Genomic DNA, 14,661 nt, shown 5'->3' on the forward strand with positions numbered 1-14,661 from the left:
TCTAGTCAATCACAAAGAACGCATCGGCATTGTCGCTCGGATGGATATAGCTGCCATTCCGGTTCTTTCCTTTCGAGCGGATTGTGCGCGAGGTGATCAGGGCGTCTTTTTTGGTTTTCCACTGATCCATCACAACGATGCCCCCGGGGACATGGGCGATAAAGAGTGCGGCATGATTGCCGTGGCTTTGATTTGCGTACCTGCCATTGACGAACGTGGCAATCGCCGTCCCCTTGGCGAGAAAACGATTTCCCAGGACAGCCGCGCCTTGCTTCCAGGATGACGTCACTGGCGCTCGGGCATAGTGCTGAACCAAGGCGACGCATTGGTGCGACCCCACCATGGCGGAGTCCTCCAACGCATCAACCTTTGCATAGATATATGGCATCGGTATCTCCTTTGGAAAACATATCCAAAGGTAAGCCCAATCGCCCGAGCTACTTTTGTACTAAAGCAAATGTAGCTTCGTCATCTGGCACCTCCTTGCGCACAGACAACAACTCCCTCGCGTCGCTACGCCGGGCGCTCCCGTTACGGCTTGCCCGGTGCCGCATAATGCAGCTTGAGCACCAGGCCATTATGATCGTCGGCCATATAGATATCGCCGTCCTGGCCCTGCTTGACGTCGACGGGCGCGCCCCGGCCCTGCTTGCCCTTGCGCTCCCAGTTGCCGATCAACTCGACGGACTTGCCCAGCGGCGCGCCGGCCTTGTCGGGCAGCAGCGCCACCAGGCGATGGCCATTGCTGCGGTAGCCGTGGTAGCCGATGATCAGGCTGTTCTTGTACAGCTCGGGGTAGCGGCTGGCCGTATAGAAGGTCATGCCCAGCGGCGCGGCGTGGCCGGGCAGCAAACGCTGCGGCGCCACGTACTGGGCGGCGCACGCCGTCTTCGGGTATTCCGGGCTGGCCACATTGTCGTCGTAGCAGTAGGGCCAGCCGTAGTGCCGGTCGGCCTTGATCAGATTGAGTTCCTCATGCGGCAGGTTTTCGTCGCTTTTCAGTTGCGGCATGGCGGCCTGGATGGCGTCGCGCGCGTTTTCCGCCTGCCACAGCTCGCCCGTGGCCGGGTGGAAGGCCAGCGCCATCGAATTGCGCAAGCCGCGCGCATGCGTGCGCCAACCCGTCACCGTGCCGGCCGGCCAGGCCATCTTGTATTCGCGGATGGCGCCCAGCGCCTCCGGGCCTTCCGCCGGGGCACAAGGCTTGCTGGCATCGGGCGCCTTGCCATCGCTCTCGCAATGGTCGGTGCTCGAACCCACGTTCACATACAGGTCGCCCGTGGGGCCAAAGCGCATGTTCGTCAGCAGGTGCAAGCCCAGGCCCGGCAGGCGCGGCGTCCTGGCCGTGCCGCCGATCACGTCGGTGGTGGCGCGGGCGGGATCGCGCAGGTCGAAGCGGAAGATGCGCCCCACCTCGCCCACGTAGACCATGCCGTCCGGTCCCTGCACGATGCCGTTCGGGCGATCGAGCTTGTCGAGCAGCAGCTTGCGCTCGTAACCGGCGCCGGCCACCTTGCGCTGCAACAGCCACAATTTGCCCAGCTTCGGCGCCCACCCCGCCATGTCCGTGACGAGGATGTCGCCATTCGTCAGCGGCAGCACGCCACGGGGGAATTTCAGGCCGTCGGCCAGTACGGCCACGCAAAAGCCGGCCGGCGTGGTGACGTCGAGGCGCGGCATGCCGTCGCACTGGGCGGCCGCCATGGCGGGAGTGGCGGCGCTGGCCAGGCAGGCGGCCAGGGCGCCGGTGATGATCTTCTTGTTCATGAGGGTGTTTTCATCAGGGGTAATCGGGGCAGCACGGCGCGCGCATTGGCGCTGGTGGCCGCCGCCACTTGCGTAATATCAAGGCCGCGCAGTTCGGCCAGCACGGCGCCGATGCGCGGCAGTTCTTCGGGGCTGTTGCGGCCCGGGTGTATCCAGGCGGGGGAAATATCGGGCGCATCCGTCTCCAGCACGATGGCGTCCAGAGGCAGGTCCGTGGCCATGCGGCGTATCTGCAAGGCGCGCGTAAACGTCATGGCGCCGCCGAAGCCGAGCTTGAAACCGAGGGCTATATAGCCCTGCGCCTGCTGGAAGCTGCCGTTGAACGCATGGGCGATGCCGCCGTTCGGGCGGATCTGGCGCGCGTGCTTGAGGACCATGTCCTGCGAGCGGCGCACGTGGGCCAGCACGGGCAAGTCGAAGTCGCGGGCGATTCTCAGCTGCTCGCGCAAAAAATGCTCCTGTTTGGCGCGCATGGCCGGTTCGCACAGCATGGGAATGAAGAAATCGAGGCCGATCTCGCCGATGGCGACAAAGCGCGGGTCGTTCATCGCCAGCGCCACGGTTTCGCGCAGGGCCAATAAATCGTCCTCGGTGGCCTGCGGCACGTAGATCGGGTGGATGCCGAGCGCATAGCAGGCGTTGGGCGCCGTTGCCGCCAGATCGCGCACGATGCTGAAATTGGCCCGTTCGACGGCGGGGACGACGATCATGCCCACGCCCTGCTGCTGCGCGCGCGCCGCCACCTGCAGCGATTCGTTGCCGAATTCATGCGCGTCGAGGTGGCAATGCGTGTCGATCCACAGCATGGCGAAGCTCCTTAATATTGGTACGGCTGCAGCCCTTCGTCCGTCAGGCGCAGCACGCGGTCGCAGCGCTTGGCCAGTTCGATATCGTGGGTGACGATGACGAAGGCCGTGCCCAGGGTGCGCGACAGTTCCAGCATCAGGTCGAAAATCTGTTCGGCCGTGGCGTGATCGAGGTTGCCCGTCGGTTCATCGGCCAGCACGCAGGCAGGCTGCGTGACGAGGGCGCGGGCCAGGGCCACGCGCTGGCGCTCGCCGCCCGACAATTCGCCCGGCGTGTGCGTGACCCTCTTGGCCAGGTTCACGCGCGTGAGAATCTGCTGCGCCAGCTCGGTGGCGGGCGCGCGCTTCATGCGCCGTATCATCAGCGGCATGGCGACGTTGTCGAGCGCGGAAAACTCGGGCAGCAGGTGGTGGAACTGGTAGACGAAGCCCAGCGAGGCGTTGCGCAAGTCACCGCGCGCCTTTTCGCTGAGGGTGGCGAAATCCTTGCCCAGCAGGGTGACCTTGCCGCTGGTGGGCGTATCGAGCCCGCCCAGCAGGTGCAGCAGGGTCGATTTGCCGGAGCCGGAAGCGCCGACGATGGCGACGCGCTCGCCGCGGTGGACGTCGATATCGATGCCGGCCAGCACCTGCACCTTGTAGGTGCCCTGCGTGAAAGTCTTGCCCAGGCCACGGCAGCTAAGGACGGCGGAATCGGCGGCAGCGCCGTTGGAGGCAGGTTTGTTCAGATCGGTCATGGTAGTCGTCAGTGGTTTATTCATAGCGCAGGGCTTCCGCAGGTTTGACGCGGGCAGCCCACCAGCTCGGGTACAGGGTCGCCAAAAAAGCGAGGATCACGGCCAGCACGCCGATCTTCGCGACGTCGGGCCAGCGCAGGTCGGACGGCACGGTGCTGATGAAATAGATGTCCTTGGAGAGGAACTGCACGCCCAGCAAATGCTCGATGAAGGGCACGATGACGTCGATGTTCATGGCCACCAGCACGCCGCCGCCCACGCCCAGGATCGTGCCCAGGATGCCCACCAGCGCGCCCTGGATCATGAAGATCTTCATGATGGAACGGGGCGAGGCGCCCAGGGTGCGCAAAATCGCGATATCGGCCTGCTTGTCCGTCACCGTCATCACCAGGGTCGAGACGAGGTTGAAGGCCGCGACGGCGATGATCAAGGTCAGGATGATGAACATCATGCGCTTTTCCGTCTGCACGGCGGCGAACCAGTTGGCGTTCAGCTTGGACCAGTCGCGCAGCCACAGGTCGCCCGGCATGGTTTTTTTCAGCTCCGCCGCCACTTGCGGCGCCTGGTTCATGTCGGCCAGGCGCAAACGCAGGCCGGACGGGCCGTCGAGGCGCAGCAAACGCTGGCCGTCCTCGATATTGATGAAGGCCAGGCCGGCGTCGAATTCATTGTGGCCCGCCTGGAAGATGCCGCTGACGGTGAAGCTGCGCATGCGCGGCAGCACGCCGGCCGGCGTGACCTGGCCCTGCGCCAGCATCAAGGTGACTTTTTCGCCGAGGTTGACGCGCAAGGCGCGCGCCAGCTCGATGCCCAGCACGATATTGAAGGTGCCCGGCTGCAGGGCCTTGAAGCTGCCCATGCGCGTCTGGCCGGCCACGTCGGACACGTTCGGTTCTTCCTCGGGCAGCACGCCGCGCACGATGGCGGGGCGCAGCGCATCGTCGCGCAGCAGCATGCCTTGCGTTTCCACAAACGGCGCGGCGCCCTTCACTGCCGGATTTTTAAAGGCTTGCGCCGCTTCCGCGCGCCAGTCGGGCATGCTGCCGCTGTTGTCGAACACTTCCACGTGGGCCAGCACGGACAGCATGCGGTCCGTCACTTCCTTCTGGAAGCCGTTCATCACGGACAGCACGACGATCAGCGCCGCCACGCCCAGGCCGATGCCGGCCATGGAAATGAGCGAGATGAAGGAGATAAAACTGTTACGGCCACTGCGCTTGCCGGCCCGCGTGTAGCGCAGGCCGACCAGCCATTCGAAGGGAAGATTTTTTAACATGCTCATTAATTCGTTAATTCTTATGTATGCAACATATCATCGCGTTAGCCCGTGCAACGAAGGGCTGGCGTCAAACCCGGCGGGTCTGACCCCGGTTTTACAAGCCGCTTATTCGTAGCGCAGCGCCTCGGCCGGCTTGACTCTGGCGGCGCGCCAGCTCGGGTAGATGGTCGCCACCAGCGCCAGGCCAAAGGCGATCAGGCCGATCTGCGCCACGTCCAGCCAGTGCACGTCGGACGGCACGGCGCTGATCTGGTAGATTTCCTTGGAAATGAAGTGCAGGCCGAAGATGCCTTCGATGAAGGGCACGATGACGCCCACGTTCAGCGCCAGCACCACGCCGCCGATCACGCCCAAAGCACTCCCCAGCAAGCCCACCAGCGCGCCCTGGATCATGAAGATCTTCATGATGGAGAACGGCGAGGCGCCCAGCGTGCGCAAAATCGCGATGTCGGCCTGCTTGTCGGTCACCGACATCACCAGCGTCGAGACGAGGTTGAACGCGGCCACGGCGATGATCATGCTGAGGATGATGAACATCATGTTCTTCTGGCTTTGCACCAGCGCATACCAGCTGGCGCTGGCGCGCGACCAGTCGCGCATCCACAGCTGGCCCGGCATCGACGCCTTCAGTTCGCGCGCCACCTGCGGCGCCTGGTTCATGTCGTGCAGGCGCAAACGCAGGCCGGACGGGCCGTCGAGCTGCAGCAGCTGCTGCGCATCCTGCATGTTCACAAACGCCAGGCTGCCGTCGAGTTCATTATGACCTGCCTCAAAGATGCCCGACACCTTGAGCGCGCGCATGCGCGGCATGACGATGCCGTTGGCCGGATCGCCCGCCCTGGGCTCGCGCTCGAGCATCAGGGTGACGTTCTGCCCCACTTTCACGCCCAGCGCCTTGGCCAGGTCGATGCCGAGCACGATGTTGTAGGAACCGGGGGTCAGCGCATCGAAACTGCCCTGCTTCATCTGGCCTGCCACGCTGGAGACGGTGGCTTCCTGCTGCGGCAGCACGCCGCGCACGACGGACGGGCGCATGGTTTCGTCATTGAGCAGCATGCCCTGGGTTTCCACGAAGGGCGAGACGGCTTTTACTTGCGGGTTGGCGTAGGCGGCGCGCTCCTGCGCCTGCCAGTTGGGCATGGAGCCGCTCGTGTCGAACACCTCGACGTGGGCCAGCACCGACATCAGGCGGTCGGTCACTTCCTTCTGGAAGCCGTTCATGACGGAGAGGACGACGATCAGGGCGGCCACGCCCAGGCCGATGCCGGCCACGGAAATGAGGGAGATGAAGGAAATGAAGCTGTTGCGGCCACTGCGTTTCCCGGCGCGCGTATAGCGCACGCCGACCTGCCACTCAAAAGGAAATTGTTTGATGATGCTCATGCGCTCCCGCGACAACGATGATATGCGAGCGCGCAGTGTGCCACACAATGGGCATTTCATGCATGATCTCTGCGTCATCTCTGTGTGAAACGGCGCACCTCTGCCCTATTTTGCCTCCCGCGCCAGGCCAAAAACCTGCAACAGCTGCCCCGCCAGTGCATATTGCCGCATCTGCGCCAGGGCCAGGCGGTGCGATTGATCGATGCGCCGCTGCTGCAGCGTGAAATAGCTGTCGCGCGTCTGGATGACCTGCTGCAGGTTGCGCCGGCCGGCCTCGTACTGGATGGTCCCGCCGCGCACGACAAAGGCCAGCTTCTTTTCCTGCTCGTCGAGCAAGGCCAGCGTGCGCTGCGCATTGGCGATGCGCGGCAGCATGCTGGCCAGGTCGGCGCGCGTGCCCTGCTCGGCGCGCGCCACGTCCGCCTCGGCCGCCTGGGCGCGGCTGATGCTTTCGTCGCGCTGCGCCAGGCTGCCCCCGCCGAGCGGGATTTCCCAGGAGACGCCCACCGACCAGCCCCGCTGCTGGATGGTCGACGGCGGCGGCGTGGTCTTGTTATTGAGCAGATGGCTGACATTCAGATCGATTTTAGGGGCCAGGGTGGCCGCCACGCCGCGCACGCGCAGCCGGGCCGCCGCAGCCCGCTCGCGCGCGGCGCGCAACTGCGCCTGCTGCGTGTCGGCGTTCTCCAGCGCCTGCGCCGGCAGCGGCGCGAAGGCAAAATCGGCAAACTGCGCCACCGGCTCGAAAGCCAGCGCCTCGAGCTTGATGCGCGCCGCCTGCTGGTCCGTCAGCAAGCCGTCGTGCACCAGTTCCGCGTCCAGCTGCGAACTTTGCGCCAGTTCGCGGTCCACTTCCGACGATTTACCCAGTTCCGCCTGGCGCGTCACCTGCCGCACCAGCTGCGTCACGTCGCGCAGGCGTTCCTGCGACTGCTGCAGGCTGCGTTCCAGCCGCTGCATGTCGAAATACGCTTCGGCCAGCTTTTCCGCGCTTTCCGCGCGCGCCCGCTCCACGTCGAAGGCGGCGCCCGCCATGTCGCGCTCGGCCGCATCGAGTTCGGCGCGGTCGGCGCCGCCGTTGTACACATTCCAGCGCACGCTCGCTTCCACCTGGTGCGTGCGGCGCTCGACCTCCTGCGTCCCATCGAGATCGTTGCTGCGCCCCCGCGTCGCCTGCAGGGCCGCGGTGGGGAACAGGCGTGAACGGGCCTGTTTGTAGCGCGCTTCGGTGGTGGCCAGCGTCGCCTGCGCCGCAATCACCTGCGGATCGCGCGGCACGGCGCGCGCCAGCAAGGCGGGCAAGCCGCGCGCGGCCTGGACCGATAGCGTGCCCGGAAGCTGCGCCTGCGCCGCCATGCCGGCGCACGCCAGTGTGATAAATATCAAGAAAGCACGCATCACCGCTCCTGCAGGGAAGACTGCAGGCCGCGCAGCACGGGCTTGAACACATATTGCAGCACCGAGCGGCGCCCCGTCAGGATGCCCACGTCGACCGGCATGCCTGGCGTCACCGGCAATACCTTGCCGTGCGCCGTCAGCTGGCTGCGGTCGGTGCTCAGTTGCACCTCGAAGTACGGTTCGTTGCGCTCGTCGGGGATGGCGTCCGCCCCCACGCGCACCACCTGCGCCTGCATGCGGCCATAGGTGGTGGCGTCGTACGCCAGCACGTTCGCCGAGGCGCTCTGCCCGACATGGATAAAACCGATGTCCGACGGTTTCACGCGCACAGAGATCAGCATTTCCGAATCGGCCGGCACGATTTCCAGTATCGGTTTGCCCGGCTGCGCCACGCCGCCCACGGTCGCCACCAGCACGCGGTTGACGACGCCGTCGACAGGTGCCGTCACGTCGCGCCGGCTCACCTGGTCCTGCTGGCCTTTCACGGTGCTGGCCAGGGCGCCGGCCTTGGTTTCATATTCGCTGCGCTGCGCGCCCCACTGGCCGCGCATGCGCGCTTCCACTTCGCCCGCCTGCGCCTGCGCCTCGGCCAGGGTGGCCGCCAGGCGTGGCATCGAGCTGCGCAGGCCGTCGAGTTCCGTGCGCTGCTGCTGCACGCGCTGCTGCGCATTCAGATAGTCGCCGCGCGAACCGGCACCCTCCTTGAACAGCCGCTCCTCGATGGACAGGCTTTCCAGCGCGATCTTCAAGCCCGCGTCCAGCTGGGCGATGCGGCTGTGCGCCTCGGCCAGCTCGCCACGGCGACGCGTCACGCCCTCGCGCGCGGCCGCCGTGGCGGACGCGAATTCGCGCTGGCCGTCGCGCCACAGCTGCGTTTCCTTGGCGATCAGCTCGGGCGCCGCTTGCTGCCATTCCGGCGCGAACCGGGGTGTGCCGCCGGACAGCAGCGCGTCCAGGCGCGCCCTGCCCGCCAGCGCCGCCAGGCGGTTTTGCACGCTGGCGCCCAGGTTGGCCTCGTACTGGGCCGTGTCCAGGCGCAGCAGCAAGTCGCCACGGCGCACGCGCTGGCCCGGTTTCACCAGCATTTCGCGCACGATGCCCCCTTCCAGGCTTTGCACTTCCTGCAGGTGCGATGGCGGCGTGATGGCGCCCCGGCCATTCACGGACACGTCGAGCTGGGCGAACATGGCCCAGGCCAGCACCAGCACCAGCAATACGGCAATCAGGGCCAGCATGCGCATGACGATGCGCCGCGGTTCCCTTTCCGGATCCGGGTGGGCCGCCGGCAGCGGGCGGGCGTTCGGGGCGTTCACGGCGCTCATGCCGCCACTCCCTGTTCCACCGCAGGCCTGGCCGCCTGGCCATTGAGCACCCGCATGACCTCGTCGCGCGGGCCGTCGGCCACGATGCGCCCCTTGTCGAAGACGATCAGGCGGTCCACCAGCGCCAGCATGGCCATGCGGTGCGTGACGAGCACGATGGTCGTCCCTTTCAAGGTCCGCAGCCGGCCGATCAGGCGCTGCTCGGTGGCCGGGTCGAACATGCTGCTCGGCTCATCGAGCAGCAGCATCGGCGGTTTGGCCAGCAAGGCGCGGGCCATGGCCACGGCTTGCCGCTGGCCGCCGGACAGGCGCTCGCCCCGCTCGCCCACTTCCGTCGCCACGCCGTTGGGCAGCTCGGTGATGATGTCGTCGAGGCAGGCCAGGCGGATGGCGTCGAGCAGGCTGGCGTCGTCGGCCTGGCTGCGTCCCAGTTCGATGTTTTCGCGCAGGCTGCCGTGGAACAGGGTCACGTCCTGCGGCACGTAGCCGATCTGGCGGCGCAGGCTCAAGGGGTCCAGCTGGGTGCTGGCCAGGTCGTCGAACAGCACGCTGCCGCTTTGCGGGCCGTACTGGTTCAGCAGCAAGCGCAGCAAGGTGCTCTTGCCGGAACCGAGCTTGCCGATCACGCCGACCCGTTCGCCGGGGCGGATGTGCAGGTTGAGCTTATCGAGCAGCGGCGGCGAGTTCGGGTAGGCAAAGCCCACGTCGCGGAACTCGATGCGCCCGGACAGGGGCGGCGCCTGCAGGCTGGCCGCGTCGTCGTCGGTGGGCGCTTCCATGATTTTATTGAGTGCGTGGTAGGACAGCTTGGTCTGCTCCCAGCGCATGATCAGGCCCGCGATCTGGCTCACGGGCGCCAGGGCGCGTCCCGTCAGCATGCTCACGGCGATGATCTGGCCCAGGGTCAGCAGGCGTTCGCCCATCAGCAAGGCACCCGTGGCCACCACGGCCACGCCGGACAGGGCCAGCACGGCCGTGTTGATATAGTTGACGCGGCTGACGATTTCGCGCGTCTCGACGCTGTTGGCGGCGATGGCCACCGTCAGGCTTTCCCATTTGCGCTGGCTCCACGCTTCGGCGCCCAGCGCCTTGATGGTGTCGAGGCCATTCATGGTCTCGAACAGGTGCGCCGTGCGCTGCGCGCTTTCCTGCATCGAGGCGGCCACGTGGCGCGCCAGGGCCGCGCGCGAGGCAACAGCCACCAGCAGCAGGATGGGAATGGCGGCCAGGGGCACGAGCACGAGCCAGCCGCCGACCAGGGCGACCACCAGCAGGAACAGCAGCAGGAATGGCAGGTCGCCCAGGGTCGTCAGGGTCGTGGAGGCAAAGAATTCGCGCACGGATTCGAAATCGCGCACGGTATTGGCCAGGGTGCCCCCGGAAGCGGGCCGGCTGGCCGCGCGCAGGCGCAAGCACTGGGCGAAGATGTTCGACGACAGCGCCACGTCCATGCGGCGCGAGGCCGTTTCCACCAGTTCGCCGCGCAGCAGGCGCAGGGCCAGCTCGAAGCCCGTCAGCACCACGACGGCGATCGTCAGCACCCACAGGCTGGACGTGGCATTGTTCGGGATCACGCGGTCATACACGGCCATCGCATAGAACGGCACCAGCGCGCCGATGACATTGAGCACCAGGGTGCCCAGCAAGGCCCAGCGGAAGACCCAGCGGTTGCGGTTGAAGACATCCCAGAACCAGCGCCCCGCCACCGGCATGCTGTAGAGCAAGCTGCGCTGGTCGAAGAACAGCACGGGCCGCACGGCCACCCAGCGCCCGGCCGGCACTTCCCGCGCCAGCGCGGCGGCGTCAAACCAGGCACTGCCGACGATGCCGGGCACGTGGCATTCATATTTACCATCGTCCATGGCCAGTACCACCAGCACCCGCCCTTCCCCGTTGAGCAGCAAGGCCGGCATTTCCGTGGGACGGCGCGGCGTGTCCGCTGGCAACGCCGTGCCGGCCAGGCCGGCCTGCGCCAGCGCCTGGTCGAGGACATCGGCGGCGGCCGGGTCGCCATGCGCGGTCACGCCGGCGCGCAGGCGCTCGGCCGGCACGGCCGTGCCGAAAAAGCGCGCCAGGAAGATGATGGCCTCGGCAAGGGCATCGGTGGACATGCCGGCGGAAGCGGTGGAAGTGTCGGGAGGTGGGGTCATGATGGATTCACAATAAAACGCTGCGGCGCGCCGGTGGGGCACGCCGCAGCGGGAACGCTATCGCTTGCGCGACGGGCGATGAGCGATGAGCGCTGATTAACGAGTCATAATCAAGTCAGCGCGGAGGCGCCCTTGCGGCGGCGCGCCATGAAGCCCAGCAAGCCCAGGCCCGCGACCAGCATGGCCCAGGTCTGCGCTTCCGGCACCGGCGAGACGCTGAGCAAGGTTTGCGAAGCCGGATTGACGCTCGTCAAGCTCGTGTAGCTGTACAGGTTCTGGATGGCGCCATTGCCCGTGGCCACGCCCAGCATGGTGTTGGCCTGGCTGACGACGGCATTGCTCAGGTTCTTGAAGCGCAGTTCGCCCGTCAGCAGGTTCGTGTTGTCGTTATTCAATTCCCACAGGGCCAGCTGGAAGGCGGCGGCGCTGTTGGCGCTGGTCGACACGCTCGCGACGGACGAGGCGTAATAGCCCTCGTACAGGCGCTTGACGGCATCGCTGGCGGCAAAAGCGCCGCTGCTGTAGCTGTTCGAACTGTTGCTCAGTGCGACATGGGGATCGAGGCAAAACGCCAGGAAGGTGTTGCTGTCGTACTTGACTTCCCACAAGGTCGGCGAGATGGCGCTGCCCGAGCCGAAGGCGCCGCCGGCCGCCGTAAACAGGCTGACGCTGTGCGAATCGACGACTTGCAGGTTGGAAGCGGCCAGGGCGCTGCCGCTGGCGAGGGTGAAGGCGGCCGCGGCGATGCTGGCGCGGACGAGCAGGTGCAGGGATTTTTTCATTGCGGATTCTCTATATAAAATGGTTGGAAAGCGCCGGCGCCCTGGATCAGGGGCGCCGGCGCAGGTCGGCCAGGCGGATGGGGCCTGGCAAGGGACATCAGGCAGCCATTTCCTGGGGCTGGACATTCGCGTGGGCCATGGCGCGGCGCAAGAGGTCGGCCATTTCGCACTGGGCCTGGGCGTCGGCAGCAGGGGCCGCGGCGGCCGGCGCGGCCACCGTGGCGACGGTGGCCGCCTGGCCCAGGGCCGTGTCGAGGGCATGGTCGTCGCGCAGCAGGTCGGCCATGTTCGGCAAGGCGATGCCGGCCTTGGCCGCGTCCTTGGCGTCGACGTTGAAATACACGTCCGTCATGTCGACCGCCTTGCCGTCGGCCAGGGTGGCGCTGCTGCGCTCGAGGTGCAGATTGCTGTTGGCGTCGAGGAAAGGCAATTCCGTGTAGGCCACCGTCAGGCTGGCCACGCCCGCGTCGTGCAGGGACATCAGCTCGCCGTCGTCGGTGACGCCATTGCTGTTGGCGTCGCGCCAGATGCGCAGTTCGGCAAACTTGTCATCGCGCGCATCGACCACGCCGTCGTGGTTCGAGTCGTAGCTGGACAGCTTGGCGAAGCCCGTGCCCTTTTCGTTGCCACCGAACAACTCATTGATGTTGTCGATTTTGCCATTGCCATTGCTGTCGATGGCCAGCAAGCCGTCCTGGGCCGAGACCCAGCCCGTCTGGATGGCGCTGCCCGTGCCCAGCAGGTCGAAGCTGCCGTGGAAGTCGGCGCGCGCGATCGTGTGCACGCCGTCGCCGTTGAGGTCGATGACGATGGGCGTGATGGCCGCATCCCAGCTCATGTCGTTCTGGCCCGACGCCAGTTTCAATAGGTCCGTGTAGACCACGTTGGCCGTCGTGCCATTGCTGTTGACGTCAGAATCGATGTTGTCGTTCGTGCCCACGTTCTTCGCGCCCCAGCGCCACGTATCCATGGCGTAGCCGGCGTGATACACGCCCGACTTGTCGAATTTCAAGGAATAGCTGCCCGGATCGAGGTTGCTGAACAGATAATTGCCGTTGGCATTCGTGTAGGTGGTGGACAGCAGCACGCCGCTGCCCGAGTACAGCTGCACCTTGATGTTGGCGATGCCCGCCTCGTTGTAGTCCTGCACGCCATCATGGTCGGCGTCGCGCCACACCTTGTCGCCCAGGCTGGCCTTGCGGTAGATGCCCGCATCCCAGCTCATGTCGTTCTGGCCGGCGGCCAGGTTGATCAGACCGGAACGGCCCGTGCCGACATCGACGTCGGAATCGGCCGTATCGCTGCCCAGGTTGGCCTTGGTGTAGTAAAAGCCCGATGGACGGACGACTTCGACCTTGTAGCCGCCGGCCGCGAGCTTGTCGAACAGATAATTTCCGCTGGCATTCGTCGTCGTCGTGGCGATGACCTGGTTGTACGCATTGAGCAGGTTGACTTTCACGCCCGCCACGCCCAGTTCGCCCACATCCTGCACGCCATTGTAATTGTTGTCTTCCCACACGCGGTCGCCGATGCTGCCGGTGAGCGGCGCGCATTTGACCAGGCCCGCATCCCAGTCCAGCTGCACGTCGCCCGATTTCAGGACCGCCATGGCGGTGGTCAGGCCGGTGGCCGGATTGACGTCCGAATCGGTGGCATAGCCGCCGATATCGGCCTTGGTGAAGCCGTAGCCGGCCGGCGGCACGAAGCCCAGGTAATAGTTACCCGGTACCAGGTTGCTGAACAGATAATTGCCGCTGGCATCCGTGGTGGCGCTGGCCACGACGGCGCCTTGCCCGTTGTACAGGTTGACTTTCACGCCGCCCACGCCCGCCTCGCCCGCATCCTGGCTGCCGTTGCCATTCGCATCGAACCAGACGCGGTCGCCGATGGATGCCGTCTTGTACAGGCCGGCATCGAGATCCTTGTAGTCCTGGCCGGCGGCCACCGTCACCTGGCCGCTGTTGCCCAGCGCGTTGATGTCGCTGTCGAGACCATCGTTGCCGCCCGCATCCTTGACCGTCGTCAAATAGCCAGGAGGCGCGACGACGGCGATCGCATACGTGCCCGGATCGACATTAAAGTGGTAATAGCCGGTGGCGTCCGTGACGGTCGAGCCGATCACGCTGCCGGCCGCGTTCTTCAACTGCACGGTGACGCCGCCGATGCCCGCCTCGCCCGCGTCCTGCACGCCGTTGGCGTTGCTGTCTTCCCAGACGAAGTCGCCCAGCTGCGCCATCGGCACCTTGAACGTCAGGTGATGGGCCACGCTCAGGTCCTGCGCATTGCAGCCGGCCGTGCCGCCGTCATCGCGCACCTTGAAGCCGAGGTCGAAGTCGCCGGCCACGGTCTGGCTGGGCACGAAGACCAGGTGGCCCGCGCGGATGTCGTCGATCGACACTTCCGTGCCCACCGCCACGGCTACGCCGTTGAGCAAGACCTGGCCCGCCGTGGTGGTATTGGTGATGACGATGGACTTGAAGCCGTCGTGCTCGACGTCGTCGTGGAAGCCGAAATCGCCTTCGCCCAGCACCACGCTGTTGCCGTTGATCAAAATAAACGTCTTGTCGGCCGCGTCGGGCGCGTCATTGACGGGATCGATGATGACTTGCAGGCTGAGCTGGACGATGTCGCCATTGCCCTTGTCGATCGTCACCTCGATGGTGGAAAAGCTGCCGTTGTAGTTGAGGGCCCAGTCGCCGGGACGCACGTACACGGTGTCCGCGTCGAGCATGCCGAACAGCGGCGTATTCTCGGTCGACTCCGTATCATCGGGCAAGAGCACGGTGAAATTCTTGATGTTCAGTTCGCCTTGCACCGCATAACCGGCCTGGATCAGCAGGTCGCGGATGTCGAAATTCTTGTCGGTGTCTTCGCACACGTGGACCGTGGTCGACAGGTTGTAGGTAGTCATGCGGCCTCCTGACGGACGGCAGGAGCGGCGGCGGGAACGGCAACGCAAATGGCCTGGCCGCAATCAGCCTGGCCACGTGGAGTGGCAAATGTATACATGGTATGGGCTTCCAAGAAAAAGGACTTG

11 protein-coding genes are annotated in these 14,661 nt (G+C 65.7%); all 11 read right to left on the reverse strand.

Annotation, left to right across the window (positions count from 1 at the left end; translation table 11 throughout):
* Position 1 precedes the first annotated feature (1 nt).
* The gene (locus tag AC3RCJ_RS17985; RefSeq protein WP_492963017.1) at positions 2 to 388 is read right to left on the reverse strand and encodes a BPSL0067 family protein; all 387 of its coding nucleotides are present in this window, start codon (positions 386 to 388) and stop codon (positions 2 to 4) included.
* A gap of 143 nt (positions 389 to 531) precedes the next feature.
* Complete coding sequence (locus tag AC3RCJ_RS17990; RefSeq protein ID WP_492963019.1) at positions 532 to 1,767, reverse strand: PQQ-dependent sugar dehydrogenase; 1,236 nt, start codon at positions 1,765 to 1,767, stop codon at positions 532 to 534.
* Entirely contained in the window at positions 1,764 to 2,570 is an 807-nt protein-coding gene (locus AC3RCJ_RS17995; RefSeq protein WP_492963105.1) for a TatD family hydrolase, read from the reverse strand. The genes AC3RCJ_RS17990 and AC3RCJ_RS17995 overlap by 4 nt, the downstream gene beginning before the upstream one ends.
* A gap of 14 nt (positions 2,571 to 2,584) precedes the next feature.
* Positions 2,585 to 3,310, reverse strand: a complete 726-nt coding sequence (gene lolD, locus AC3RCJ_RS18000) for a lipoprotein-releasing ABC transporter ATP-binding protein LolD (protein WP_492963021.1) — start codon at positions 3,308 to 3,310, stop codon at positions 2,585 to 2,587.
* A 16-nt stretch (positions 3,311 to 3,326) separates the two neighbouring features.
* Positions 3,327 to 4,592, reverse strand: a complete 1,266-nt coding sequence (locus tag AC3RCJ_RS18005; RefSeq protein WP_492963023.1) for a lipoprotein-releasing ABC transporter permease subunit — start codon at positions 4,590 to 4,592, stop codon at positions 3,327 to 3,329.
* 102 nt (positions 4,593 to 4,694) lie between these two features.
* On the reverse strand, positions 4,695 to 5,972 hold the full coding sequence (locus AC3RCJ_RS18010; protein WP_492963025.1) for a lipoprotein-releasing ABC transporter permease subunit: 1,278 nt from the start codon (positions 5,970 to 5,972) through the stop codon (positions 4,695 to 4,697).
* A gap of 105 nt (positions 5,973 to 6,077) precedes the next feature.
* The gene (locus tag AC3RCJ_RS18015) at positions 6,078 to 7,358 is read right to left on the reverse strand and encodes a TolC family protein (protein ID WP_492963027.1); all 1,281 of its coding nucleotides are present in this window, start codon (positions 7,356 to 7,358) and stop codon (positions 6,078 to 6,080) included.
* Positions 7,359 to 7,369: 11 nt separating this feature from the next.
* Complete coding sequence (locus AC3RCJ_RS18020) at positions 7,370 to 8,692, reverse strand: HlyD family type I secretion periplasmic adaptor subunit (protein WP_492963029.1); 1,323 nt, start codon at positions 8,690 to 8,692, stop codon at positions 7,370 to 7,372.
* Positions 8,689 to 10,842, reverse strand: coding sequence for a type I secretion system permease/ATPase (locus tag AC3RCJ_RS18025; protein WP_492963031.1), 2,154 nt, complete (start codon positions 10,840 to 10,842; stop codon positions 8,689 to 8,691). The genes AC3RCJ_RS18020 and AC3RCJ_RS18025 overlap by 4 nt, the downstream gene beginning before the upstream one ends.
* A gap of 110 nt (positions 10,843 to 10,952) precedes the next feature.
* Positions 10,953 to 11,624 (reverse strand): PEP-CTERM sorting domain-containing protein, encoded by a 672-nt coding sequence (locus tag AC3RCJ_RS18030; protein WP_492963034.1) that lies wholly within the window; start codon positions 11,622 to 11,624, stop codon positions 10,953 to 10,955.
* Positions 11,625 to 11,721: 97 nt separating this feature from the next.
* Positions 11,722 to 14,535: an SdrD B-like domain-containing protein gene (locus tag AC3RCJ_RS18035; RefSeq protein WP_492963036.1), complete on the reverse strand. Its 2,814-nt coding sequence runs from the start codon at positions 14,533 to 14,535 to the stop codon at positions 11,722 to 11,724.
* Positions 14,536 to 14,661 lie beyond the last annotated feature (126 nt).

This window comes from Janthinobacterium sp. GW822-FHT07H11, from assembly GCF_058798615.1.

What these genes read in the sequence shown, in the direction of transcription:
- AC3RCJ_RS17985 (WP_492963017.1), bottom strand. Translation starts at nt 388, where the DNA reads ATGCCATATATCTATGCAAAGGTTGATGCGTTGGAGGACTCCGCCATG.
- AC3RCJ_RS17990 (WP_492963019.1), bottom strand. Translation starts at nt 1,767, where the DNA reads ATGAACAAGAAGATCATCACCGGCGCCCTGGCCGCCTGCCTGGCCAGC.
- lolD (WP_492963021.1), bottom strand. Translation starts at nt 3,310, where the DNA reads ATGACCGATCTGAACAAACCTGCCTCCAACGGCGCTGCCGCCGATTCC.
- AC3RCJ_RS18005 (WP_492963023.1), bottom strand. Translation starts at nt 4,592, where the DNA reads ATGAGCATGTTAAAAAATCTTCCCTTCGAATGGCTGGTCGGCCTGCGC.
- AC3RCJ_RS18010 (WP_492963025.1), bottom strand. Translation starts at nt 5,972, where the DNA reads ATGAGCATCATCAAACAATTTCCTTTTGAGTGGCAGGTCGGCGTGCGC.
- AC3RCJ_RS18020 (WP_492963029.1), bottom strand. Translation starts at nt 8,692, where the DNA reads ATGAGCGCCGTGAACGCCCCGAACGCCCGCCCGCTGCCGGCGGCCCAC.
- AC3RCJ_RS18025 (WP_492963031.1), bottom strand. Translation starts at nt 10,842, where the DNA reads ATGACCCCACCTCCCGACACTTCCACCGCTTCCGCCGGCATGTCCACC.
- AC3RCJ_RS18030 (WP_492963034.1), bottom strand. Translation starts at nt 11,624, where the DNA reads ATGAAAAAATCCCTGCACCTGCTCGTCCGCGCCAGCATCGCCGCGGCC.
- AC3RCJ_RS18035 (WP_492963036.1), bottom strand. Translation starts at nt 14,535, where the DNA reads ATGACTACCTACAACCTGTCGACCACGGTCCACGTGTGCGAAGACACC.